Here is a 23,016-nt window from a genome sequence, read left to right on the forward strand (position 1 = left end):
CTAAACTGGCGCAGATGAATCCGCAACGCAAAGCCCGGCTGGTCTACCGCGCCACCACCCTGTTCGCCCGCCTGCTCTGGCCGCTGCTACGGGGAATCGCCCGTGCCCTGTCCTGGACCTGGATCAGTCTCAACGCCCGTGAGAGCCGCGTCACCCGACGCAACCTGGAGCTGGCCTACCCGGACCTGGACCGCGCCACGCGCGACCGCCTGCACCGCGATCTGCTGCGCTCCACCGCCCTGCAGGCCATCGAGACCCTGCGCCTGTGGAGCCAGGCGCCGGCCGACAACCTGCGCCTGCACCTGAAGCAGCGCCACGGCGAGGCCCTGTACGACGCGGCCCTGGCCAGCGGCAAGGGCGTGATCGTGGCCGCACCGCACTTCGGCAACTGGGAGCTGCTGAACCAGTGGCTGGCCTCGCGCGGGCAGATCGCCATCGTCTACAAGCCACCGGAGGACGAGGCCAGCGATGCCTTCCTGCAGCTGGTGCGGGGCGGCCAGAACGTACAGCAGGTGCGCGCCGAAGGCCCGGCCGTGCGCCAGCTGTTCAAGGTGCTCAAGGACGGCGGTGCCACCGGCATCCTGCCCGACCAGCAGCCCAAGGCCGGCGATGGCGTGTTCGTGCCGTTCTTCGGCGTGCAGGCGCTGACCATGACCCTGGTCAACCGGCTGGCCGAGCGCACCGGCGCCACCGTGCTGTATGGCTGGTGCGAGCGCATCGGCCCGGACATGGAATTCGCCCTGCACATCGAACCGACCGACGCCGCCGTGGCCGACCCCGACCCGCAGGTGGCCGCCACCGCGCTCAATGCCGGCATCGAGCGCATTGCCCGCCGCGATCCGGCGCAGTACCAGTGGACCTACAAGCGCTATACGCTGCGGCCACCGGGCAGCGGCGAGGAAGACCCGTACGCGACCGAAGAGCATCCGCACTGACGGCCGCCGCACCCAGGCCCATCCGGCCCCTGCGACCGGCGGCCGCACCACGTTGAATACGACGCCGGCGCCCCCATAGAGACTGCGATGTCCGACTCCCCCGGTCCTGCCATGTCTGCTGCTTCTTCCCTGTTCGGCGATCCGGCCGCGATCCGCTGCGAGCGCGCGGTGGCCGAACTGCGTGCCGGTCGCCCGGTGCTGCTCCACGATGGCCAGGGCCAGCGCCTGGCGGTGATCGCGCTGGACAGCGCCACGGCCAGCAGCTTCGCTGCCTTCGCCAATGCCGCCCGCGAGCGGCACTACCTGTTCCTGACCGCCACCCGCGCCCGCGTGCTTGGCGTGGAGGCCACGCAGGGTGCGCGCCTGCCGCTGGCCGGTGTTGCCTTCGATGCCCTGCCCTCGCTGGGCTACCTGCGTGAACCGGGCCCGATGCCGGACGGCTGGAGCGCCGGTGACGCCTTCGATGCAGGCGCGGTGGAACTGGCCCGCCTCGGCCTGTTGCTGCCGGCGATGGTGGCGGTGCGCCTGGACGCCGAAGACCGCACCTTCGATGGCGCGGCCGAGGTTGCGCTGTGCGACCTGGCCGAGGGCGCAGCACATGCCGCGCATGACTACGAACTGGTGGCGCGTTCGCCGGTACCGCTGCGCGATGTCGGCATGACCACGTTCGCGGTGTTCCGTGGTGGCGTCGCCCAGCGTGACCAGGTCGCGATCATCGTCGGCGAACCGGATCTGTCGGCGGTGGTACCGGTACGCGTGCACTCCTCGTGCCTGACCGGCGACCTGTTCGGTTCGCTCAAGTGCGACTGCGGCGACCAGCTGCGGCGCGGCCTGCGCAAGCTGAAGGAACTGGGCGGCGGCGTGCTGCTGTACCTGGACCAGGAAGGCCGCGGTACCGGCATCGCGGCCAAGATGCGTGCCTACGGCTACCAGCATGACGGCCTGGACACCATCGATGCCGATGCACAGCTCGGCTTCGGCGCCGACGAACGGCGCTACGGCAGCGCGGTGGCGATGCTGCGCGGCCTGGGCATTTCGCGCGTGGCCCTGCTCAGCAACAACCCGACCAAGGCGCAGCGCCTGCGCAACGCTGGCATCGAGGTGCTGGACTGCATTCCGGTCACCGGCGAGATCACCGCCGAGAACGAGCACTACCTGCGCACCAAGGCTGATCGTGCCGGCCACATGCTGGATGTGGACGCGCTGATCCAGGCTGCCCAGTAACGCAGCCGACCTGCTACCGTCTGCGCGGTGCGGCCACGGCCGCCACCGCCCGCCCTGCCACCTGACGGAGCCCGCGTGACCGACGTTCCCCTTACTGCTCCGACCACCGATGCCTGGCAGTCGCTGCCGCGCCGCGCCGCGCGGCTGGCCGCACTGGAAGGTGCCTTCGGCGGCCTGTTTGTGCCGGGCCTGCCGCTGGCCGCAGCCGCGTGGTTCTTCGACCTGCCCGGCGGCCTGTGGACGGCCGCCCTTGGGCTGCTGGTGGGGGCTGCATGTGGCGCGTGGCTCGGCCACCGCCGCCTGGTCCGCACCCGTTGGCGGCTGGACGCACAGGGCCTGGGCCTGCGCCGTGACCTGATGTGGCAGCTGGAAACCCGCATTCCCCTGTCGCGCGTGCAGCACCTGGACCTGCGCCGTGGACCACTGGAACGCCGTGCTGGCCTGGCCACGCTGATCGTGCACACCGCCGGCACCCGCATGAGCGCGGTGACCGTCAGCGGCCTGGACGAGGCGGATGCCGAGCGCCTGCGCGATACCCTGTCCCACCAGCTCGACCAGGACGCCGACGCCCTGTGAGCCTGCCACCGCCTCTGCCTGCAGCACTGCCCGCCGGTGGCGAGGACCACCGCCTGCATCCGTGGTCGTGGTTGTTCGTACTGTTGATGCAGTTGCGCCATTACTTCCTGCCACTGGTCGCACTGCTGGTGTTCGGCCAGCGCGGCGACCGCGACCCGATGTGGGCGCAGCTGATTCCGCTGACGGCAATTGCCGCACTGGTACTGGTGTCGGTGCTGCAGTACCTCAGCTACCGCTACCGTATCGGCAGTGATGCGATCACCGTGCGCAGCGGTCTGCTCGCGCGCAACCGGCGCGAGATTCCGTTCGCGCGCATCCACAACGTGGAGGTGCGACAGAACCCGCTGCACCGTCTGTTTGGTGTGGCCGAGCTGCGCCTGGAATCAGCCGGTGGCGTGCGCCCGGAAGCGGAGATGCGGGTGCTGAAGCTGGACCAGGCGCTGGCGCTGGAACGGCTGGTCCGCCAGCGCGGGCAGGCGCCGCAGGCCGCCGGCATCACCGAGCCCGACCCGGTTGCCAGCACCGCGACTGAGAACGAGCAGGTACTGCTGCGCCTGTCGAGTTGGGACGTGGTACGCATGGGCCTGCTCTCCAACCGCGGCTGGGCGCTGGCGATCGCCGCGTTCGGCGTGCTGTTCCAGACCGTGCCACGGCCGGTGATGGACGATGCCCTCCAGCGCGGTGGACGCGAAGCCTTTGGCTACGCCAGCCATCTGCACCCCGGCGTGACCGGCGCGTTTCTGCTGCTGGCTGCCGCGCTGCTGCTGGGCTGGCTGGCGCTGCGCGTGCTGTCGGTGGTGCTGACCCTGCTGCGCTACCACGGCTTCACCCTCAGCGAGCAGGACCGACGCCTGACCGTATCGGCCGGTCTGCTCAGCCGCACCCGCAGCAGCGTGGCGCGCCGGCGCATCCAGGCCTGGACGCTGCGCGAAGGTACTTTGCAGCGCTGGTTCGGGCTGCGTCAGCTGCGCATCGACAGTGCCGCCGGTGGCCCCGCGCGATGAGGACCGCGCCCTGCGCGAACTCGCGCCGCTGGCGTCCAGTACACGTTGTGAGCAGCTGGTGCAGCACCTGCTGCCGCAGCTGCAGTGGCCTCCGCTGCAATGGCAGTCCATTCCGCAGCGCGGCTGGTGGCGGCTGTGCCTGGGCGCACTGGTGCTGGTGCCGCTGCTGGCTGCGGCCGCGTACTGGCGCTGGGGCCCATGGGGCCTGCTGGTGCTGGCGTGGCTACCGGTGGCGCTGCTGGTCGCGCACCGGCAGATGGCACGCATGGGCTGGTACCTGGACGAACACTATGTGGCGGTGCGCGGCGGCTGGTGGAAGCGCTGGTGGCGCTGGGCCGAGCTGGACAAGGTGCAGGGCCTGCGCCTGCAACGCTCGCCGCTGGACAAACTGCTGGGCACCAGCAGCCTGCAGCTGGATACCGCCGGCGCGCATGGTGATGTGGCGCTGACGCTGCATCATCTGCCGCAGGCACAGGCCCAACAGGTGATGGATCAACTGGCCGCGGCGCTGGCGCGGCGCAAGCTGCGCTGGTAAGCACTACAGGTCGTGCCGATCGCCGGCCGGCAACTGCCGCCATTCCCAAGGTTGCCGGCCAGCGGCCGGCACTACCGCGAGCGGGGTCAGCGAGGCATCAGCGCTGCGACGGGCCCCAATACCCCAGGTCCTTGCGGATCTGCAGATCGCGCACCCAGCCGCCGAATGGCTTGCGCCGCAACGCCCCCATTTCACCGGACAGGAAATCCTCGGTGGCCGCGATCACCCGTTCACTGGAGCGGCCATCGCGGTAAGGGTGGATGGCATCGGCGTAGCGCACGATTTCCGCCTGCAGCGCGGCGTCCGGGTGCAGCGCGCTGCAGCATCGCCTGCAGCTGCGCAGGATCATCGAAGTCGATCATGTGCGGCTTCGGCACGCGGTTGCGGAAGGTCACCACCGGCTTGTGCTGCACGATGAACTCCGAAACGATCGATGAGGTGTCCGACACCAGCACATCGGCGGCACGCTGCGCGGCCATCACCTGCTCCGGCTCGATGAAGCGGGCATTGGCACCGGCCAGCGCGCGGTAGCGTTCGAACAGTTCCGGTGGGCACTTCGGGTGCAGGGTCAGCAGCCAGTAGTGGTCACCGGCGGCGATATCAGCGGCGATCTGCGCATGCAGGCGCGGGGCCGCGCTGAGCCGCTCGGTGAAGGTGGAACCGAACAGGATCACCGGGCGGTCACCGGCCGGTGCGCGCAGCGCGGAACTCTCGCCTCCGTCATCGCGGAACAGCGGGTCCAGCTTCGGCCAGCCAGTCTCGGCCACGGCGAAGTGGCCCTGCAGGCTGGCGATCTCGCGGAACGGTGCGGTCGTGGCCGGCCCCTGCGTGCAGTACAGGTCGAACATGCCGCGCACCCGGAAGTGGCCGCGCGCACTGTCCCGCTTCTCCACGTTGAAGCCATGGAACAGCTGCACCTTGGCCCCCGAAAGGAAGGTCGGCACCCAGTTGGCCGCGCTGAACACCGCCCGCGGACGCATTGCCAGGGCCTGCTTCAGGCCCACGTTGGGCACCCCCGGCAGGCTGCTGCCGGCCGCGCCGTCCTCGAACCAGGCCGCCACCTCCTGCCCTGACGCGTGCAAGGCCTGCGCCAACGGGGCGAGAATAGGCAGCGCATAGCGCTCCGTCGCAAACAACAGGTACCCGGCCATCATGTCCTCCACGACCGCTCCCATCGAACGGCCTCGCATCTCGGCGTGCATTATCGCGTTCAACGAGGCCGGGCGCATCGGCGACTGCCTGGCCTCGCTGGCCTTCTGCGATGAGATCGTGGTGGTGGACTCGCAGTCCACCGATGCCACCGTAGCCATCGCCGAGTCCGCCGGTGCCCGCGTGCTGCAGCGCCGGTTCGAGGGCTTCCGCAGCCAGAAGGCGTTCTGCGTCGAGCAGGCCAGCCACGACTGGGTGCTGTGCCTGGACGCCGACGAGCGCATCAGCCCCGAACTGCGCACGGCCATCGAGCAGGCCCGCGACGGCGGCTTCGGCGGCCAGGCCGGCTATCGCTTCGCCCGCCTCTCGGAGTACTTCGGGAAGTTCCTGCGCCATGGCAATGCCTACCCGGACCGGGTGATGCGCCTGTTCGACCGCCGCCTCGGCGGCTGGCGCGGCAAGCGCGAGATCCACGAGGCGGCCAGTGTCGACGGCAGTGTGGGCACCCTGCGCGGCGACCTGATCCACTATCCGTACCGGTCATTGCAGCAGCAGCTGGCCAAGACCGAGAAGTACGCGCGGATGATGGCCGAGCACGAGTTCGCACGCGGCAAGCGGGCCACGCTGGGCAAGCTGGTGCTGGCGCCGGCCTGGCGGTTCTGGCGCGGCTTCCTGTTCCGTGGCGGCTTCCGCGACGGCTGGCATGGTCTGGTCTACGCCTACGTCCGCGCCAACTACGTGCGGCAGAAGACCATCATGCTGTGGATGCTGGGCAATGGACAGGCGGTGGCCGACCCGGCACCTTCCGCGGACCAGCCTTGACCACGCTGTGTCACACTGCGTGGGCGTTGCCTGAAGACCCCCCATGAAAATCCTGTACACCAACTTCCACTACGGCGACGGTGGCGGCCACACCACGTACATCGTCTCGCTGGCGCGTGCGCTGCACGGCCAGCACACGCTCCACGTCGCCGCGCCGGCCGACAGCCGCCTGCTGCGGACCATGGCCGCTGAAGGCATTGCCCGCACACTGCCGATTGCGTTCGGCAGCGGCCTGCCAACGCTGCCCCGGCAGCTGGCCGAACAGCGCGCTGCGCAGGCTGGTGCACGATGAAGGCATCGACCTGATCCATGTCAACGGTGCACGCGACCACCGCTTCGTGATGCAGGGGCTGCTGGGCATGCGCCGCCCGCCGATCGTGCTGACCAAGCACAACAGCAAACCCACCAATACCTTTGGCAATGCGCTGCGCGCACGCTGGGCCACCGATCGGCTGATCGCGGTCTCGGCCGACACCAAGCGCCTGCTGGAACAGGGCCCGTACCGTCGCTGCCCGATCGACGTGGTCCGCAATGGCGTTGACCTGGAGCGCTACTCACCGCAGGCGGCCGGCACCGGCAGCGCGCTGCGCCAGCAATGGACGCAGGATCCACAGGCGCTGGTGCTGGTCAGCAACGCCGGCACCGACGATTACAAGGGCTGGATCGACCTGGCCCGGGCCATCGCACGGCTGCCCGATGCGGTGCGTCCGCATGTGCACATGGCCGTGGCCGGCCACCTGCCCAGCGCGCAGCAGCGCGAACAGGTGCAGGCGCTGGGCGAGGTGGCCGCGCAGGTGCACTTCACCGGCCTGCTGGCCGATACCCGCGTCCTGATCGCGGCCGGCGATGCTGGTTTCGTACTGTCCCATGACGTCGAGACGATCTCCTTTGCCTGCCGCGAGATGATGGCCAGCGCCAAGCCGATGCTGGTCAGCGACTACGCAGGCCTGCCGGAGAACATCGAACAAGGCGTCGATGGCTGGGTGGTTGCCACACGCGACATCGACGCCATCGCCGCCCAGGTACAGGCGCTGTACGCACAGCGCGATGCGCTGCCGGAACAGGGCCGCGCAGCACGCCGCCATGCACAGCGGGAGTTCGGCCTGCAGACATTTGCCGACGCCACGCTGGCCAGCTATCACGCCGCCCTGGCCAGCACCTGAGCCACGCTCCCCGAACGCTCAATCGGTGATGCCGGGCCCCTGCAGGCGGCGCTCGTGCTCGAGTTCCGCCACTGACGGCCGGCAGTCGCCGGCGACCGCATCGGCAGGCACCAGCCACCAGCGGCGACGATTGGAAATGCCCGCCATCTCGGCCCGCGCGCGATCGATGCAGGCCTGCATCGCATCCTCGTTCACCAGCAGCCAGCGTCGCTGCGGAACCAGCCGCTGCCAGCGCACGGCCGCCTGCAGCTGTTGATGCCAACGTGCTTCGAATCCAAAGGTGGCCGCCGGGCGATCGGCCATCAGCAGGTTCTGCTCTTTCCATGCCACCAGTCCCAGCTCGGCCTGCGGGCCGATGCGTGCACTCACTTCACGCATCAGGCCACGGGCCGAGCTGGAGTCGTTCAACACCGGATAACCGACCAGGCTGTACAGCACCCAGACTCCTGCCAGGGTAGAGACCAGGGCAACGTGCCGACGCTGGCGCCCGCACACCCACAGGCTCAAGGCCGACCAGACCGCCATCGCCAGCGCCGCCCAGGCCAGCGCATCGGTGGCACCGGGAAGCAACCCGCGGCCATGGGTAAGGCGCACTTCGAAATCCGGATCACCCAGCAGCGCCAGCGCACCGACCAGCCCCAGCGCCAGTGCCAGCAACGCGGTGAATGCGCCCAGCACGCGCTGCACATCGCGCCGCCTCAGCAACCCGGGCAGCAACGGCGCCAGCGCCAGGCAGAACATCGGCAATGCCGGCAGGATGTAGACGTCGCGCTTGCCGTGCGGAAGGGAGAAGAACAGCACGACCAGCAGCCACCAGGCCAACGGCAGCAGGTAGCGCGCATCGCGCCGGCGCAGCCGCCGGAACCAGGCCGGAAGCGCCCAGGGCAGGAGCAGGAACGCGGGAACCCACATCGACGGCATGATCGCCAGGAAGTACCACCACGGCTGGTGATGGTCCCAGGACTGCGTATAGCGCCGCGCGGTCTGCCGGAACAGGATGTCGTCCATGTAGGCGCGGTACGGTTCCGAACCGGTGGCGAAGCCTGCCAGCAGCATCGGCGCCAGCCACAACGACACCGCCAGCAGGAAGGCCAACGGTGCCAGCCAGAAACGCAGGTCGCGCACGTGCAGGCGTACCCGCGGCCAGTGCAGCACGGATGCGACTGCCGCCGGCGCGATCATCATCAGCGCCAGCACGCCTACGCCCTTGGTGATCACACCGATGCCGGCAAAGAACCAGCCCAGCCACCACCAGCGCCAGGCCGGACCCAGCAGCAGATGGCGCAGCAGGCCGTAGTTGGCCAGGGTGATGAACAGCACCACCAGCGGATCGATCTGCGCCTTCTTCGCCTGGAAGGTGAAGTGCAGCGCGAACAGCAGTGCCCAGCCCGCGTACAGCCCCACCTGCCGCGTCCACAGGCGGCGGCCGAGATCGACCACGCACCACAGCGTGCCCAGCGCGGCCAGCAGCGAGGGCAGCAGGAACGCCACCCGCCAGTGGCCGACCAGGCTGTACATCGCCGCCTGCAACCACATCAGCATCGGCGGCTTGTCCGAATAGAGCTCGGGGCCGCGATGCGGGAACAACCAGTAGCCACTGTCGACCATCTGCTTGGCCACCAGCGCGAAACGTGGCTCGTCCGAGGGCCACGGATCACGGAGGCCCAGGCCGGCCCCCAGCACCAGCAGGGCCATCACCACCAACAACCACGTCTGGCGCGACGCGTGGGCTTTCAGCATGGGACTCGAAACGGCAGCGGGGGTCAGGCTGCTTTTAACAGACGCGCGTAGAAGAAACCGTCAGCATCGTTTTCACCCGGCAGCCGCTGGCGCGCCACCCCTTCGCAATCCACGCCGAATGCATCGCCCAGCGGCTGCGCCACGGCATCCGGATGCCACTTCAGGAACGCGCGCACCTGATCGATGTTCTCGGCGCGCAGGATCGAACAGGTGGCATACAACAGCACGCCGCCCGGGCGCAGCATCGACCAGCAGGCTTCCAGCAGGCGCGCCTGCACGCCGACCAGTGCATCGATGTCTTCGGCGCGACGGTGGAACATCACATCCGGCTGGCGGCGGATCACGCCGGTCGCCGAGCACGGCGCATCAAGCAGGATCGCGTCGAACGGCACGCCATCCCACCAGGCGCCCGGATCACTGGCATCTGCCGCCAGGGTCTGCGCATGCTCGCCCACGCCGGTACGGGTGTAGGTATCGCGTGCACGGGCCAGGCGGCGCGCGTCGATATCCAGCGCCAGCAGGCGCAAGCTGGGGTCGCGCTCGAGCAGATGCGCCGACTTGCCGCCGGGTGCCGCACAAGCGTCCAGCACGCGGGCACCGGCCACCGGGGCCAGCGCATCGGCGGCACACTGCGCCGACAGGTCCTGCACCGAGATCGCGCCCTCGGCGAAGCCGGGCAGCTGATTCACGGCAACCGGAGAGGCCAGGCGCAACGCGTCGGCACTGAGCGGACTGGCTTCTGCGGCAATGCCGACTTCGGCCAGCGCGGCCAGTGCCTTGTCACGACCGCCCTGCTGGCGGTTGGCGCGCAGCCACAGTGGCGCCGGTTGCAGGCTGGCGCTGAAGATCGCGTCGGCCTGTGCCGGCCAATCGCGTTCCACCGCATCGGCCAGCCATTCCGGGAAGGCATCGCGCGCTGGCTGCTCCGGGAAACCTTCGCGCTGCGCGCGGCGCAGGATCGCATTGACCAGGCCCGCCTGGCGCTCACGGCCCAGTGCACGCGCGGCATCGACGGTGGCCGACAGCGCCGCGTGCGCCGGCAGCTCCAGCACGTCCAGCTGGGCGAACCCGACCATCAGCAGCGTGCGCAGATCGGCATCACGCGCCGACAGCGGCTTCTGCATCCACGACTGCAGCGCCGCGTCATAAGTGCTGCGGCGGCGCAGGACGGCGAAACACAGGGCTTCCAGCAGCGCACGGTCGCGGCTGTCGGCCAGCTTCGGCAGCGCCCAGGCCAGTTCGGCCTTCAGCGAACGGCCACGGGTGAACACCTGTGCCAGCACACGTGCGGCCAGCATGCGCGTGGCCGCGCCCGGCGCCGCCTTGGCGACGGAGAAATCGTTCTGCTTCGACACCGCTTATGCCCCCACGCGCAGATCGCGGCGGGCGTTGAGGTAGTCGGCCGCAGTAATCGCCTTGCCACCTTCCCGCTGCAGCACGCGCAGGCGCAGTGCGCCCTGGCCACAGGCGATATCGATGCCATCGCGGCTGGCCGCCAGCACCGTGCCCGGCGCCTGGTCGTGGGCCTCATCCAGCGCCACCGCGCCATGGATGCGCACCCGCTCGCCAGCCAGCGTCGCCTCGGCGATCGGCCACGGATTGAAGGCGCGCACGGTGCGTGCCAGCGCCCCTGCATCCAGCGCCCAGTCCAGACGGGCCTCGGCCTTGTCCAGCTTGTGCGCATAGGTCACGCCCTGCTCCGGCTGCGGCCGCGCGATCGGCTTGATGCCGGCCCGCAGCAGGCCCAGGCCGTCGGACAGCACCTGCGCGCCCAGTTCCGCCAGCTTGTCATGCAGCTGGCCACCGGTATCGGTGGCCGCGATCGGCAGCTCCTGGTGCAGCAGCACCGGGCCGGTATCCAGGCCGGCCTCCATCTGCATCAGGCAGACGCCGGTCTTCGCATCGCCGGCCTGGATCGCACGCTGGATCGGCGCGGCGCCGCGCCAGCGCGGCAGCAGCGAGGCATGCACGTTCCAGCAGCCGTGGGTCGGAATGGCCAGCACCGCCTTCGGCAGGATCAGGCCGTACGCTACCACCACCATCAGGTCCGGCTGCAGGTCGCGCAGCTGCTGCTGGGCGGCTTCATCCTTCAGCGATTCGGGCTGGTAAACCGGAATGCCACGGGCCACGGCTTCAAGCTTGACCGGCGACGGCGCCAGGCCACGGCCACGGCCGGCCGGACGATCAGGCTGGGTGTAGACGGCCACGACCTCATGGTGGCGCGCAGCCGCGCGCAGCGACGACACCGCGAATTCCGGCGTACCGGCAAAGACAATCCTCATGGCTACCCCACTTGCAGGATGGATTCGTGCAGGAAAGAAAACGGCGCCGTCGGCCGGCGCCGTACAACCCGCGCGCTGTCGCGCAGGCACGGGCCACCCGATGGGCGGCCCGGATTGGCGATCACGCCACGTGCTTGCGCTGCTTGGCCAGCTTCTTGCGCACCATCTCGCGCTTGAGCGGCGACAGATAGTCGATGAACAGCTTGCCGTCCAGGTGATCCATCTCGTGCTGGATGCAGGTGGCCAGCACTTCGCCGGCTTCCAGCTGCTGTTCCTGGCCGTTGCGGTCCAGGTACTTCACGGTGATGGTATCGGCGCGGGTCACGTCGGCGAAGATGCCCGGAACCGACAGGCAGCCCTCCTGGTACACCCGGCCTCCGTCCTTGGCGACGATTTCCGGGTTGATGAACACATACGGTTCATTCTTTTCTTCGCTGACGTCGATGACCATGAAGCGCTTGTGCACGTCCACCTGGGTGGCGGCCAGGCCGATGCCCGGGGCGTCGTACATGGTCAGGAACATGTTGTCGATCAGTTCCTGGAAGGCCGGCGTGGTGACTTCGGCGGCTTCGATCAACGCAGCCTTGGTACGCAGGCGCGGATCGGGGAACTCGAGAATGGGGAGAAGGGCCATGGCTGTTTCCGGATAGGGGGCCGGCACGCCGGCATACGTCGCAGATTCTAGCTCCAACGCTTGCCTTGCGCCCCGGTTTCTGGACTATAGTGCGCGGACCTGTTGGGGAATCAGGGCTTCACACCTATGTTGCTTCGTTTTCGTACGGTCGTCGCCGCGGCGATGCTGACCGTGGCTGCCTATGCTACCGCCGTGGAAGTGAATGGCGGGCACCCGGACACCTATGTGGTCCGAAAAGGGGATACGTTGTGGGATATCGCCGCACGTTTCCTGCAGAAGCCGTGGCTGTGGCCGGAGATCTGGCAGGCCAATCCGCAGATCGCCAATCCGCACCTGATCTATCCCGGTGACGTGCTCAGCCTGGCCTATCTGGACCGGGTGACCGTCGCTGCCAAGCCCGGCCCGCGCCAGGAAGCCCCGATCGATGCCATTCCGCTGGCCCAGGTCGAGCCGTTCCTGAAGCAGCTGAGCGTGGTCGACAGCATCGAGCAGCTACCCTACGTGGCCGGCCTGGAAGAAGAACGCCTGCGCGTCACCAGCGGCAGTGCGGTCTACGTGCGCCTGGCCGACGCCCAGCTGGGCCAGCGCTGGGCCGTGGTCCGCCCGACCGTGCGCTACGCCCAGCCCAAGCCGACCGAGGACCTGACCGCCAACGGCGACGTCACCCCCGGCAGCGGCAACCTGTGGCGGGCCTACAACGCCCCCAACCACCGCCGCGGCATACTCGGCTATGAGCTGGCCCAGGTCGCCACCGGCACCATCACCCATGTCGCCGGCGGCAAGGTCGAGGCGTCCACCCTGGTGCTGGACAAGAACGAAGGCGGCCGCGAGGTGCGTGCCGGCGACCGCCTGGTCCCGGTCGAGGCCAAGCCGTACGACCTGCAGTTCGTCCCCCATGTCCCGGCCGCCGGTGTCGAGGGCGTCGATGTGCGCGTGCTGGCCGTCACCGACATGTTCACCGCCGCTGGCCCGCGCGATGTGATCGCGATTTCCGCAGGTCGCGCCCAGGGCGTGGACAACGGCACCGTGTTCTCGCTGTGGCGCCCGGGCCGCCACGTGGCGCACCGCATGAAGTACCCCACCTCGTCGCGCATGGACGATTCGCTCAGCACCGGCGCCGGCCGGGTTTCGCTGCCGGACGAATACGCCGCGCACGCCATGGTGTTCCGTACCTTCGACAACGTCAGCTACGCGCTGGTGATGCAGGGCGTGAAGCCGGTACGCGTGGGGTTCAACGCACTGCACCCGGACGCGAAGTAACCAGTCCCGGGTTGCCCGGCCACTGCAGGTAGTGCCGGCCGCTGGCCGGCAGGCACCTCCGGCAAAACCTGACAGCCACATGCGAAGGCGCCCTAGGGCGCCTTTGTTGTATGCGCTCGATAGTGGGGGGATGACCAACCAAGCTGACGAGGCGCTGCTGCGCCTGTTGATGGCAGGCGGCGCGCTGGCGCCACGGCGGGCCCTGCTGCAGGCCGCAGGCAGCGCGGAGATTGCGATCGCGCAGGGCGCCGCGAACTGGCGCGCACGGCTGCACGCCCGAGCAGTGCGCCGCGCTGGAATGCCCGGACACCCGGGCCTGGGCCGAGGCACGGCGCTGGCTGGAAGACGACAACCAGCACCTGCTGGCCTTCACCGATCCGGCATTCCCCCCGCCCCTGCTGGATGTCCCCAACCCACCCCTGGCGCTGTTCATCGCCGGCGACCCCAGCCTGGCCTGGCGCCCGTCGGTGGCGCTGGTCGGCAGCCGCTCGCCGACGCCGGGCGGACGCGCCCTGGCCGCCCGGTTTGCCGGCTGCTTCGTCGAAGCCGGGCTGGCGGTGACCAGCGGCCTGGCGGCAGGCATCGACGCGGCCGCCCACCAGGCCACGCTGGACGCCGGTGGCTGCACCGTGGCGGTGATCGGCACCGGCCCGGACCGGGCTTACCCGGACAGCCACGCCAGGCTGCAGGCCCGCATCGCCGCCGAAGGCGCGGTGCTCAGCGAGTACCTGCCGGGCACGCCGGCATGCCCCGGTCACTTTCCAGCCCGCAACCGCCTGGTGGCCGGGCTGGCGCTGGCGACGGTGGTGGTCGAGGCCGCCCAGCGCTCCGGCGCATTGATCACCGCACGCCTGGCCGCCGAGGCCGGCCGCGAGGTCTGTGCCCTGCCCGGTTCGGTACTCAACCCACGCGCCGCGGGCTGCCACCGGTTGATCCGCGAGGGTGCCGCACTGGTCGAGCGCCCGGAGGAGGTCCTTGAACTGCTGGCGCCCGCCCTTCGCCAGCAGCTGCCGGGCTTGCAATCACGGCTCGCCACCCCCACTGAACAGGCACCGCCGGTACTCCTGCCGGCGCGCTGGGCCGACGACCCTGACTACCAGTGCTTGTGGCGGGCCCTGGACCACAACCCAAGCGGTATGGATTCACTGATCACGCGCTGTGGATTGACGGCGCCCCAGGTGTCCTCCATGCTGCTGGCCATGGAACTGGCGGGAATCGTGGTGTGCGTACACGGCCGCTACTGTCGAACTCCCTAGTTTCTTCACCTCCACAGCGTCGCGCGACGCAGGCCGAGGGGCAATGAAAGAGAGCATCCTGGACGTACTGCTGTACCTGTTTGAACACTATTTCAGCGAAGATGCGGACCTGATCCGTGACCGCGATTCGCTCCAGAACGGCCTGATCCAGGCCGGTTTCAGCCCAACCGAGATCAACAAGGCATTCGACTGGCTCGATGCCCTGGCCGCGCAGCGGCCGAGCGTGGCCCAGGCGCGGGTCGATGGCCCCGTGCGCGTCTACCACGGCCCCGAGCTGGACAAGCTGGACGTGGAATGCCGTGGTTTCCTGCTGTACCTGGAACAGCACGGCATCCTCGACGCCGACCAGCGCGAGCTGGTGCTGGACCGGGCCATGGCCCTGGACCAGGACGAACTGGACCTGGACGACCTGAAGTGGGTCGTGCTGATGGTGCTGTTCAACCAGCCCGGCTCCGAGGCGGCGTACGCCTGGATGGAGACGCAGATGTTCATGGACGAGCCAGAACCCCTGCACTGACCGTACACTTGGGGGCATAGCGCATTCAGGAGCGTCCCCGTGAGCGAGTGGTTCCATGCAGAAGGCAACCGGCAGCAGGGTCCGCTGCCGGCGGAACAATTGGTCGAGTTGTTCCGCAACAACCAGATCTCCCTGGACACCCTGGTCTGGCGCGACGGCCTGCCGCAATGGCAGCCGTTGCGCACCGTGGTCGACGAACTCGGCCTGATCGTGCCGGCGCTGGACGCTGCCGCACCGCCGGTGGAACCCGAGCCCGATCCGGAACCGGTGGCAACGCCTCCGCCGCAGCCGCCGGTACTGCCGCCGTCCACGCCCTACACCACCAGTGCATCGGCCACCGCCCTGCCGGCGCCGAAGAAAAAGCTGTCCGGCTGCGCCCTGACCGCCATCATCGGCGGCGGCCTGCTGCTGGTGCTGGTCCCGATCGTGGCCATCCTGGCCGCCATCGCGCTGCCCGCCTACAACGACTACACCGTGCGCGCCAAGGTCGCCGGCGCAGTGACCGCGCTGCAGCCGTTGAAGGACCAGGTGCAGCATTTCGCCGATGACGAAGGCCGTTGCCCCGGTGCCAACGACGCCGGCTTCCCGGCCCCGGGTGACTTCGCCCATGCAGGGCTGTCGGCGGTGAACATCGGTCGCTTCAACAATGGCCACTGCGGCATCGAAGCCACCCTGGCGTTGCCCGGCAAGAGCCTTGATGGCGACCTGCTGTGGCTGGAATACGATCGCGACAGCGGCCGCTGGGAATGCAGTGGCGAAAGCAACGACAAGTACCTGCCGCCGACGTGCCGCGGCTGAGCCACGCGCACGCCAGCACCTCCAAGGATGATTCAACAGGGAACATGCAATGACTGAGTGGTACTACGCCGAAGGACAGCAACGCCAGGGCCCGCTGCCGGTCCAGGAGATCCGCCAGCGCTTCCAGCGCGGCCAGCTGAACCTGGACACCCTGGTCTGGCGCGAAGGCATGGCGCAGTGGGCTGCGCTGCGCCAGGTGGTCGACGAACTGGGACTGCAGACACTGGCCGACGCCAGCACGGCCACCGACAGTGGCGGCTTCGACCTGCGTGGCGACTATGCCGCCATCGACAACGGTACGGCGCCACTGCCTGGCACCGGCGCGCTCAGCAGTTCGCCCTACAGCGCCCCTGCGGCGCTCGGCGGCGGCGGCCATGCCCAGCCGGTGATGGGCGGCGAAGTGGTCTACGCGGGCTTCTGGAAGCGCGTGGCGGCCTACATGATCGACTACTTCGTGCTGGCCATCCCCGGCGGCATCATCGGCGCCATCCTCGGTGTGGTGCTTGGTGCCAGCATGGGTGCGGTGGGCAGCGGCGAATCGGCCATCGAAATCGTGGCCCAGCTGGCCAGTGCCCTGATCAACCTGGCCATCGGCATGGCGTACTACACCTGGTTCCATGCCTCGCAGGGCGGTGCCACGCTGGGCAAGATGGCGGTCGGCATCAAGGTCGTGCGCAGCAATGGCGAGCGCCTGACCAAGGCCCGCGCACTTGGTCGCTACTGGGCCGCGGTGCTCAGCACCTTCACCCTCGGCATCGGTTTCCTGATGGCCGCCTTCACCGAGCGCAAGCAGGGCCTGCACGACATGATCTGCGACACCCTGGTGGTCGACCGCTGGGCCTACACCGACCAGCCGCAGCTGCAGCGCCGGGAGCTGGGCACGGTGACCGTGCTGGTGCTCGTACTGACCGGCCTGCTGTCGCTGGTGGGCCTGGCGCTCATGGTGTTCGCGGTTGGCTTCATCGCCAAGATGGCCTCATGAACGGCCATCCTCACGCCTGGCTGCTTGACATGGGCTGGCCGGGCGTGATTCCTCTAATAAGGTGAAACCTGAACGCCCGGCACATTACCGGGCGTTCAGTTTATGGATTTGCCCGTGGCCGCTTCACTAATGCGGCCGTTTGCTCCACCCTAGCGGCCCCTCTCCCCCGGTCCGCCCACAGACCTTTCCTGACATGCCCAAGCACCTGCTCATCGTCGAATCGCCGGCCAAGGCCAAGACGATCAACAAATACCTCGGCAAGGACTACACGGTCCTGGCCTCGTATGGGCACGTGCGCGACCTGATCCCGAAGGAAGGCGCAGTCGACCCGGACAACGGGTTCGCCATGCACTACGACGTGATCGACAAGAACGAAAAGCATGTCGATGCGATCGCCAAGGCCGCCAAGGGCGCCGACGACATCCTGCTGGCGACCGACCCGGATCGCGAGGGTGAAGCGATCAGCTGGCACATCGCCGAGATCCTGAAGGAACGCGGGCTGGTCAAGGACAAGCCGATGCAGCGCGTGGTGTTCACCGAGATCACCCCGCGCGCCATCAAGGAAGCGATCAGCCAGCCGCGCGCGATCGCCAGCGACCTGGTTGACGCCCAGCAGGCGCGCCGCGCGCTGGATTACCTGGTCGGTTTCAACCTGTCGCCGGTGCTGTGGCGCAAGGTCCAGCGCGGCCTGTCCGCCGGCCGCGTGCAGAGCCCGGCGCTGCGCATGATCGTCGAGCGCGAGGAAGAGATCGAAGCCTTCATCGCCCGCGAATACTGGTCGATCGCCGCCGAGTGCGCGCACCCGTCGCAGCACTTCAACGCCAAGCTGATCAAGCTGGACGGGCAGAAGTTCGAACAGTTCACCATCACCGACGGCGACACCGCCGAGGCCGCCCGCCTGCGCATCCAGCAGGCCGCGCAGGGCTCGCTGCATGCCACCGATGTGGCCAGCAAGGAGCGCAAGCGCCGCCCGGCGCCGCCGTTCACCACCTCCACCCTGCAGCAGGAAGCCTCGCGCAAGCTCGGCTTCACCACCCGCAAGACCATGCAGGTCGCGCAGAAGCTGTATGAAGGCGTGGCGATCGGTGACGAAGGCACCGTCGGCCTGATCTCGTACATGCGTACCGACTCGGTGAACCTGTCGCAGGACGCGCTGGCCGAGATCCGCGACGTGATCGCCCGCGACTACGGCATCGCCTCGCTGCCGGACCAGCCGAACACCTACCAGACCAAGTCGAAGAACGCCCAGGAAGCGCACGAAGCGGTGCGCCCGACCTCGGCGCTGCGCACGCCTGCACAGGTGGCGCGCTACCTGACCGATGACGAGCGCAAGCTGTACGAGCTGATCTGGAAGCGTGCGGTGGCCTGCCAGATGATTCCGGCCACCCTCAACACCGTCAGCGTCGATCTGTCCGCCGGCAGCGAACACGTGTTCCGTGCCAGCGGCACCACCGTGGTGGTGCCCGGCTTCCTGGCCGTGTACGAAGAAGGCAAGGACAACAAGAGCGCCGAGGACGAGGACGAAGGCCGCAAGCTGCCGGCGATGAAGCCCGGCGACCGCGTGCCGCTGGAACGCATCCAGGCCGAACAGCATTTCACCCAGCCGCCGCCGCGCTACACCGAAGCGGCGCTGGTGAAGGCGCTGGAAGAGTACGGCATCGGCCGTCCCTCGACCTACGCCTCGATCATCCAGACCCTGCTGTTCCGCAAGTACGTGGAAATGGAAGGCCGCAGCTTCCGCCCATCCGATGTGGGCCGCGCGGTGTCCAAGTTCCTGTCCAGCCATTTCACCCGGTACGTGGACTACGACTTCACCGCCAAGCTGGAAGACGAGCTCGACGCCGTCTCGCGTGGCGAAGAAGAGTGGATCCCGCTGATGGCCCGCTTCTGGGAGCCGTTCAAGGAGCTGGTGGAAGACAAGAAGGAATCGGTCGACCGTGCCGAGGCCAGTGGCGCGCGAGCTCGGCACCGACCCGAAGACCGGCAAGCCGGTCAGCGTGCGCCTGGGCCGCTTCGGGCCCTATGCGGCCATCGGCAGCACCGCCGAGGACGCCGAGGAGAAGCCGAAGTTCGCCTCGCTGCGCCCCGGCCAGTCGATGCACACCATCTCCCTGGAAGACGCGCTGGAACTGTTCCTGATGCCGCGCGCTGGGTGAGGACAAGGGCGAACCGGTCAGCGTCGGCATCGGTCGCTTCGGTCCGTTCGCCAAGCGCGGCAGCACCTATGCCTCGCTGAAGAAGGAAGACGACCCGTACACCATCGACCTGGCCCGCGCCGTGTTCCTGATCGAAGAGAAGGAAGAGATCGCGCGCAACCGGATCATCAAGGAGTTCGAGGGCAGCGACATCCAGGTGCTGAACGGCCGTTTCGGCCCGTATATCAGCGACGGCAAGATGAACGGCAAGATCCCCAAGGATCGCGAACCGGCCTCGCTGACCCTGGCCGAAGTGCAGCAGCTGATGGAAGAAACCGGCAAGCCGGTGCGCAAGGGCTTCGGCGCCAAGAAGGCCGCTGCGAAGAAGGCACCGGCCAAGAAGGCTGCGGTGAAGAAGGAAGCCGCGCCGAAGAAGGCCGCCGCAAAGAAAGCGCCTGCCAAGAAGGCCCCGGCCAAGAAAGCAGTAAAGAAGGCGGCCGCGAAGAAGGCCCCGGCGAAGAAGGCCCCGGCGAAGAAGGCCGCTGCAAAGAAGTAGATCCACGCCATGCGTGGATGAGGGGTAGTGCCGGCCGCTGGCCGGCAACCCCAGATGCATCAGATGCCGGCCAGCGGCCGGCACTACCGGGTGCCAGGGTCCACCCCTTCTGCACGCGGCAGGGGGATAATGAAGGCCCACGCCGGGCCGGTCGCCGCCATGAAAGAACTCACCCTGGACTCTGCTGTCGCCACGCTCCGCGCGGGCGGCGTGATCGCCTACCCGACCGAAGCGGTCTGGGGCCTGGGCTGTGATCCCTCGCACGAAGCTGCGGTGCACATGGTGCTGCGGCTGAAGCAGCGCCCGATCGAGAAAGGCATGATCCTGGTCGCGGCCGAACTGGCGCAGCTGGAAGGCTGGGTGCGGCTGCAGGCGCTGCCCGACGCCCGCCAGCGCGCGGTGTTGGCCAGCTGGCCCGGTGCCAACACCTGGATCCTGCCTGCCGGCCCGCGCGCGCAGCCCTGGGTCACCGGCGAACACAGCGGTATCGCGGTGCGCATCAGCGCGCACCCGCTGGTGGCCGAACTCTGCCGCGCCTGGGGCGGCCCGCTGGTCTCCACCAGCGCCAACCTGGCCGGCGAACCACCGGCACGCAGCCGCGAAGAACTGGACCCGCGCCTGCTGCGCCTGCTCGACGGCATCCTCGATGGGCAGACCGGCGGCCTGGCCCAGCCCACCCCGATCCGCGACGCGCTCAGCGGCAACGTGCTGCGCTCCTGAGTCGGCGATTGCGCTGCTGCGGACAATCACGCACCCTGCCGCCATGACCCTGCTGCGCGCCACCTTGAGCCTGTGTCTGCTGCTGCCGTGGACGGCACCCGCGGCCGAGGACGTGCGTGTCTACCGCTGCGTTGCCAGCAACGGTGCCGTCGCCCTGCAGGACAGGCCGTGCAACAGCGGCCGCCAGCAGGTGCGCGACCTGCAGCGCCCGCGCGATCCCGCTCCACGGGTGGTGCGCAGTGATGCCACGCCTCCGCCGCCCAGCGAAACCCCGGTCATCCGCGAGCGCGAAGTCCGCCACGTCTACATCCAGCCGCCGCAGCCGATGTACGAGTGCGTGAGCGAGGACGGACGGCGCTATACCAGCGACAACAACGAAGGCAATCCGCGCTGGGTGCCGCTGTGGACCAGTGTCTGGCTGCCGCACGGCCATCGTGGTCCAGCCTATCCCGGACCACGCCCGGCCATCGGCACGCCGATCGGCGAAGGCACGGGTTATCGCCACCCCTCGATCGGCATGGACGTGCAGGTGCCGGCCGGCAGCGTGCTGGTCCGCGACAGCTGTCATGCGTTGCCACCACAGGAAGTCTGCGCACGGCTGAGTGACCGCCGCTGGGAGCTGGATCGCCGTTACAACAGCGCGCTGCAGAGTGAACGCACCGCCATCAGCAACGAACAGCGCGGTATCGATGCGCGCCTGTCGCGCGATTGCGAACGCTGAGCGCAGCACGCCGTCGCAGCCTGTACGCTGTGCGCATGAACCGAGTGATCTGGCTGCTCCTGGTGCTGCTGCCCGGAAGCGCGTTGGCCGAAGAGGGCGTGATCTACCGCTGTACCTCCAGCAGCAGTGACGTCCCTACCCTGCAGCGCACGCCGTGCGCCACCGGCAGCAAGCAGCAGGTGCTGCGCATCCCCGACCCGGCCAACTCGCAGCCGGCCGCCGCTGCGCCTGTAGCCGCCGAACCTGCATCCGCGCCCGTTGAAACACCCGCGCCGGTGCCGGCCGGACCGGGCGTTGCCCCTGCGGCCCCAGCAAAACCACGACGCGCGGACGAAGGACGCACGATCATGGAAGCAGGCATGGTCGAACACGCAGGAGACGACCAGATCCTCGACAGCGCGACGCTGCGCCGCGATGCCGAGGCCCGCGCCGCCGCAGGTGACGGTCCACCGAAGCCGCCGCTTCCTCCGATCTTCCAGTGCACCGACAGCCAGGGCGGCGGCTACCTGTACGAGTACGAAGCCGCGCCCGGCCGCTGCGAGCTGATGACGGTACAGGGCCTTGGCGGAGTGACGCCGGTGAATGCCGCCAGCTGTGAAGTGGTGCGCGACCACTGCGAAGCGCTTCCCGAAGCGCAGCGCTGCGGTGGTTGGCAGCAGCGCTTCCGCGATGCCCGCGGCCGTGAGCGCTTCGCCGCGCCGGAGAACCGCGATACCGTGCGCGGTGAACGCGAACGGCTGCAGGGCGTGCTGGAGGCCAGCAACTGCCCGGTACCAGGGTGAGACCCACCGGTAGTGCCGGCCGCTGGCCGGCAACCACAGGATCTGCAGATGGTTGCAGTTGCCGGCCAGCGGCCGGCACTACCTGCTGAAAGATCAGAACCCGTAGCGCAGGAAACCGCCGTCCACCGCGATGCACTCGCCGGTCACATAGCTGGCCGCCGGCAGGCACAGGAAGCCCACGGCTGCGGCCACTTCCTCCGGCTCGCCGATACGACGCATCGGCGTGCGGTTGATCACTTCCTCGTAGTAGTCCGGGTCCGCCAACGGACCGGACGTGCGCCGCGTGCGGATGTACCACGGCGCCACCGCGTTGACCCGGATGCCATCCTCGGCCCACTCGACGGCCAGGTTGCGGGTCATCTGATGCATCGCCGCCTTGGTCATGCCGTAGACCACGCCGCTGCGCACATGGGTCAGGCCGGACACGCTGCCGACGTTGACGATGGATGACGACGCGTGGCGTGCCAGCAACGGATGTGCATAGCGCGACAGCTCGAAGGCCGAGAACAGGTTGGTCTCGAAGATCTTCCGCCATTCGTCCTCGGAATACTCCGTGGCCGCCTTGGTGACGTTGCCGCCGGCGTTGTTGACCAGGATGTGCAGGCCATCGCTATGGTCCTCCACCCAGTCCAGGATCTGGCGGCGGTCCTCGTCGTCGGAGACATCGGCGGCCAGCGCATGCACCTGCATCTGCGGATACACGTCCAGCAGTTCGTCGCGCGCGGTCTCCAGCATGTCGATATCACGGCCGACGATCATCAGATCGGCGCCGAAGCCAGCCAGTTCATGCGCGATGGCCAGGCCGATGCCGGCGCTGGCGCCGGTGATCAGGGCGGTCTGGCCGTCCAGGCGCCACCGTTGCTGGGTCATGTGTTCTCCCGGGCCGCGCCCGCTGTGTTTCGATGCGGCAAGGATACGCGCTCACGGCCGCCTCCTGCCGAGGATGCGACACTGCCCGCACGCCCATCACGGAGTGCCGCCATGCGCATCCTGATCCTGTCCACGTCCCTGCTGGCCACCGCGCTGCTGGCGGGCTGCCAGCGCCCACCGGCGCCGAACCCGGAAAAGCCACCGGTGCCCCGGGCGATGTCGCGCGCAATCAACGAACCGCTGGACCGCGCCAAGGGCGTGCAGAAGACCGTGGACGATGCCGCCGCACGTGAGCGCAAGGCCGAGGCCGACGCGACGCAGTAACCCCGCAGACGAAAACGCCCGGCCGAGGCCG

The 23,016-nt window shown here is 68.7% G+C and carries 19 protein-coding genes and 4 pseudogenes; 17 read left to right on the forward strand and 6 right to left on the reverse strand.

The genetic code is table 11. The annotated features are described in order from the left end of the window. Positions 1-14: 14 nt before the first annotated feature. The 4 genes and pseudogenes from ACZK2V_RS20620 to ACZK2V_RS20635 all read left to right on the forward strand — a co-directional run bounded on the left by ACZK2V_RS20620 (position 15) and on the right by ACZK2V_RS20635 (position 4,274). Complete coding sequence (locus ACZK2V_RS20620) at positions 15-935, forward strand: lauroyl acyltransferase (RefSeq protein WP_486322741.1); 921 nt, start codon at positions 15-17, stop codon at positions 933-935. Between the two features lie 87 nt (positions 936-1,022). After that, a complete protein-coding gene (gene ribA, locus ACZK2V_RS20625) occupies positions 1,023-2,159 on the forward strand; it encodes a GTP cyclohydrolase II RibA (RefSeq protein ID WP_201117433.1) in 1,137 nt (378 codons plus the stop codon). A 75-nt stretch (positions 2,160-2,234) separates the two neighbouring features. After that, positions 2,235-2,735, forward strand: a complete 501-nt coding sequence (locus ACZK2V_RS20630; RefSeq protein ID WP_125892202.1) for a PH domain-containing protein — start codon at positions 2,235-2,237, stop codon at positions 2,733-2,735. Then, positions 2,732-4,274: pseudogene (locus ACZK2V_RS20635) on the forward strand (PH domain-containing protein). Before ACZK2V_RS20630 ends, ACZK2V_RS20635 begins: the two are co-directional and overlap by 4 nt. A 97-nt stretch (positions 4,275-4,371) precedes the next feature. On the opposite strand, the pseudogene ACZK2V_RS20640 reads toward ACZK2V_RS20635, so the two are convergent. Next, positions 4,372-5,428: pseudogene (locus ACZK2V_RS20640) on the reverse strand (CDP-glycerol glycerophosphotransferase family protein). On the opposite strand from ACZK2V_RS20640, the gene ACZK2V_RS20645 reads away from it, so the two are divergent. Genes ACZK2V_RS20645 through ACZK2V_RS20655 form a run of 3 tightly spaced genes read left to right on the forward strand, consistent with a single transcriptional unit; the run spans position 5,427 to position 7,408 of the window. Beyond that, positions 5,427-6,245, forward strand: a complete 819-nt coding sequence (locus ACZK2V_RS20645) for a glycosyltransferase family 2 protein (RefSeq protein WP_486322742.1) — start codon at positions 5,427-5,429, stop codon at positions 6,243-6,245. The pseudogene ACZK2V_RS20640 and the gene ACZK2V_RS20645 sit on opposite strands and share 2 nt — an antisense overlap. A gap of 43 nt (positions 6,246-6,288) precedes the next feature. Continuing rightward, positions 6,289-6,537: a hypothetical protein gene (locus ACZK2V_RS20650; RefSeq protein WP_486322743.1), complete on the forward strand. Its 249-nt coding sequence runs from the start codon at positions 6,289-6,291 to the stop codon at positions 6,535-6,537. Beyond that, positions 6,527-7,408 carry a glycosyltransferase family 4 protein gene (locus ACZK2V_RS20655; RefSeq protein WP_486322744.1) on the forward strand — a complete coding sequence of 294 codons (882 nt, stop codon included), beginning with the start codon at positions 6,527-6,529 and terminating at the stop codon, positions 7,406-7,408. The genes ACZK2V_RS20650 and ACZK2V_RS20655 overlap by 11 nt, the downstream gene beginning before the upstream one ends. 18 nt (positions 7,409-7,426) lie before the next feature. Here the strand turns inward: ACZK2V_RS20655 and ACZK2V_RS20660 are convergent, their stop codons facing one another. The 4 genes from ACZK2V_RS20660 to def all read right to left on the reverse strand — a co-directional run bounded on the left by ACZK2V_RS20660 (position 7,427) and on the right by def (position 12,064). Further along, a complete protein-coding gene (locus tag ACZK2V_RS20660) occupies positions 7,427-9,148 on the reverse strand; it encodes an ArnT family glycosyltransferase (RefSeq protein WP_071227858.1) in 1,722 nt (573 codons plus the stop codon). Positions 9,149-9,171: 23 nt separating this feature from the next. Further along, positions 9,172-10,503, reverse strand: a complete 1,332-nt coding sequence (gene rsmB / locus ACZK2V_RS20665; RefSeq protein ID WP_107433227.1) for a 16S rRNA (cytosine(967)-C(5))-methyltransferase RsmB — start codon at positions 10,501-10,503, stop codon at positions 9,172-9,174. Between the two features lie 3 nt (positions 10,504-10,506). After that, positions 10,507-11,430, reverse strand: coding sequence for a methionyl-tRNA formyltransferase (gene fmt / locus ACZK2V_RS20670; protein WP_049423383.1), 924 nt, complete (start codon positions 11,428-11,430; stop codon positions 10,507-10,509). A gap of 121 nt (positions 11,431-11,551) precedes the next feature. Next, positions 11,552-12,064: a peptide deformylase gene (def, locus tag ACZK2V_RS20675; RefSeq protein WP_107433226.1), complete on the reverse strand. Its 513-nt coding sequence runs from the start codon at positions 12,062-12,064 to the stop codon at positions 11,552-11,554. A 126-nt stretch (positions 12,065-12,190) separates the two neighbouring features. Here def and ACZK2V_RS20680 point away from each other — a divergent pair, with 126 nt between their 5' ends. The 9 genes and pseudogenes from ACZK2V_RS20680 to ACZK2V_RS20720 all read left to right on the forward strand — a co-directional run bounded on the left by ACZK2V_RS20680 (position 12,191) and on the right by ACZK2V_RS20720 (position 21,791). Continuing rightward, positions 12,191-13,324, forward strand: coding sequence for a LysM peptidoglycan-binding domain-containing protein (locus tag ACZK2V_RS20680; RefSeq protein ID WP_032128553.1), 1,134 nt, complete (start codon positions 12,191-12,193; stop codon positions 13,322-13,324). Between the two features lie 130 nt (positions 13,325-13,454). Then, positions 13,455-14,580, forward strand: a pseudogene (gene dprA / locus ACZK2V_RS20685) (DNA-processing protein DprA). A gap of 43 nt (positions 14,581-14,623) precedes the next feature. Beyond that, positions 14,624-15,097 (forward strand): DUF494 family protein, encoded by a 474-nt coding sequence (locus tag ACZK2V_RS20690; protein WP_005411195.1) that lies wholly within the window; start codon positions 14,624-14,626, stop codon positions 15,095-15,097. Positions 15,098-15,136: 39 nt separating this feature from the next. Continuing rightward, positions 15,137-15,895, forward strand: coding sequence for a pilin (locus ACZK2V_RS20695; protein WP_486322745.1), 759 nt, complete (start codon positions 15,137-15,139; stop codon positions 15,893-15,895). Positions 15,896-15,944: 49 nt separating this feature from the next. After that, a complete protein-coding gene (locus ACZK2V_RS20700; RefSeq protein ID WP_486322746.1) occupies positions 15,945-16,877 on the forward strand; it encodes an RDD family protein in 933 nt (310 codons plus the stop codon). Between the two features lie 193 nt (positions 16,878-17,070). Continuing rightward, positions 17,071-19,568, forward strand: a pseudogene (locus tag ACZK2V_RS20705) (DNA topoisomerase I). 129 nt (positions 19,569-19,697) lie between these two features. Further along, positions 19,698-20,288, forward strand: coding sequence for an L-threonylcarbamoyladenylate synthase type 1 TsaC (gene tsaC, locus ACZK2V_RS20710; RefSeq protein WP_019338925.1), 591 nt, complete (start codon positions 19,698-19,700; stop codon positions 20,286-20,288). A 43-nt stretch (positions 20,289-20,331) separates the two neighbouring features. Next, on the forward strand, positions 20,332-21,009 hold the full coding sequence (locus ACZK2V_RS20715; RefSeq protein WP_486322747.1) for a DUF4124 domain-containing protein: 678 nt from the start codon (positions 20,332-20,334) through the stop codon (positions 21,007-21,009). A gap of 35 nt (positions 21,010-21,044) precedes the next feature. Further along, positions 21,045-21,791 (forward strand): hypothetical protein, encoded by a 747-nt coding sequence (locus ACZK2V_RS20720; RefSeq protein WP_486322748.1) that lies wholly within the window; start codon positions 21,045-21,047, stop codon positions 21,789-21,791. Between the two features lie 93 nt (positions 21,792-21,884). Here the strand turns inward: ACZK2V_RS20720 and ACZK2V_RS20725 are convergent, their stop codons facing one another. Beyond that, positions 21,885-22,661, reverse strand: a complete 777-nt coding sequence (locus ACZK2V_RS20725; protein ID WP_010481164.1) for an SDR family oxidoreductase — start codon at positions 22,659-22,661, stop codon at positions 21,885-21,887. Between the two features lie 111 nt (positions 22,662-22,772). Here ACZK2V_RS20725 and ACZK2V_RS20730 point away from each other — a divergent pair, with 111 nt between their 5' ends. After that, positions 22,773-22,985, forward strand: a complete 213-nt coding sequence (locus ACZK2V_RS20730) for a hypothetical protein (RefSeq protein WP_049400999.1) — start codon at positions 22,773-22,775, stop codon at positions 22,983-22,985. Positions 22,986-23,016: the final 31 nt, after the last annotated feature.

It is taken from the genome of Stenotrophomonas sp. 93052_Sma, assembly GCF_056481145.1.

What these genes read in the sequence shown, in the direction of transcription:
- ACZK2V_RS20620 (WP_486322741.1), top strand. Translation starts at nt 15, where the DNA reads ATGAATCCGCAACGCAAAGCCCGGCTGGTCTACCGCGCCACCACCCTG.
- ribA (WP_201117433.1), top strand. Translation starts at nt 1,023, where the DNA reads ATGTCCGACTCCCCCGGTCCTGCCATGTCTGCTGCTTCTTCCCTGTTC.
- ACZK2V_RS20645 (WP_486322742.1), top strand. Translation starts at nt 5,427, where the DNA reads ATGTCCTCCACGACCGCTCCCATCGAACGGCCTCGCATCTCGGCGTGC.
- ACZK2V_RS20650 (WP_486322743.1), top strand. Translation starts at nt 6,289, where the DNA reads ATGAAAATCCTGTACACCAACTTCCACTACGGCGACGGTGGCGGCCAC.
- ACZK2V_RS20660 (WP_071227858.1), bottom strand. Translation starts at nt 9,148, where the DNA reads ATGCTGAAAGCCCACGCGTCGCGCCAGACGTGGTTGTTGGTGGTGATG.
- fmt (WP_049423383.1), bottom strand. Translation starts at nt 11,430, where the DNA reads ATGAGGATTGTCTTTGCCGGTACGCCGGAATTCGCGGTGTCGTCGCTG.
- def (WP_107433226.1), bottom strand. Translation starts at nt 12,064, where the DNA reads ATGGCCCTTCTCCCCATTCTCGAGTTCCCCGATCCGCGCCTGCGTACC.
- ACZK2V_RS20680 (WP_032128553.1), top strand. Translation starts at nt 12,191, where the DNA reads ATGTTGCTTCGTTTTCGTACGGTCGTCGCCGCGGCGATGCTGACCGTG.
- ACZK2V_RS20690 (WP_005411195.1), top strand. Translation starts at nt 14,624, where the DNA reads ATGAAAGAGAGCATCCTGGACGTACTGCTGTACCTGTTTGAACACTAT.
- ACZK2V_RS20700 (WP_486322746.1), top strand. Translation starts at nt 15,945, where the DNA reads ATGACTGAGTGGTACTACGCCGAAGGACAGCAACGCCAGGGCCCGCTG.
- tsaC (WP_019338925.1), top strand. Translation starts at nt 19,698, where the DNA reads ATGAAGGCCCACGCCGGGCCGGTCGCCGCCATGAAAGAACTCACCCTG.
- ACZK2V_RS20715 (WP_486322747.1), top strand. Translation starts at nt 20,332, where the DNA reads ATGACCCTGCTGCGCGCCACCTTGAGCCTGTGTCTGCTGCTGCCGTGG.
- ACZK2V_RS20720 (WP_486322748.1), top strand. Translation starts at nt 21,045, where the DNA reads ATGAACCGAGTGATCTGGCTGCTCCTGGTGCTGCTGCCCGGAAGCGCG.
- ACZK2V_RS20725 (WP_010481164.1), bottom strand. Translation starts at nt 22,661, where the DNA reads ATGACCCAGCAACGGTGGCGCCTGGACGGCCAGACCGCCCTGATCACC.
- ACZK2V_RS20730 (WP_049400999.1), top strand. Translation starts at nt 22,773, where the DNA reads ATGCGCATCCTGATCCTGTCCACGTCCCTGCTGGCCACCGCGCTGCTG.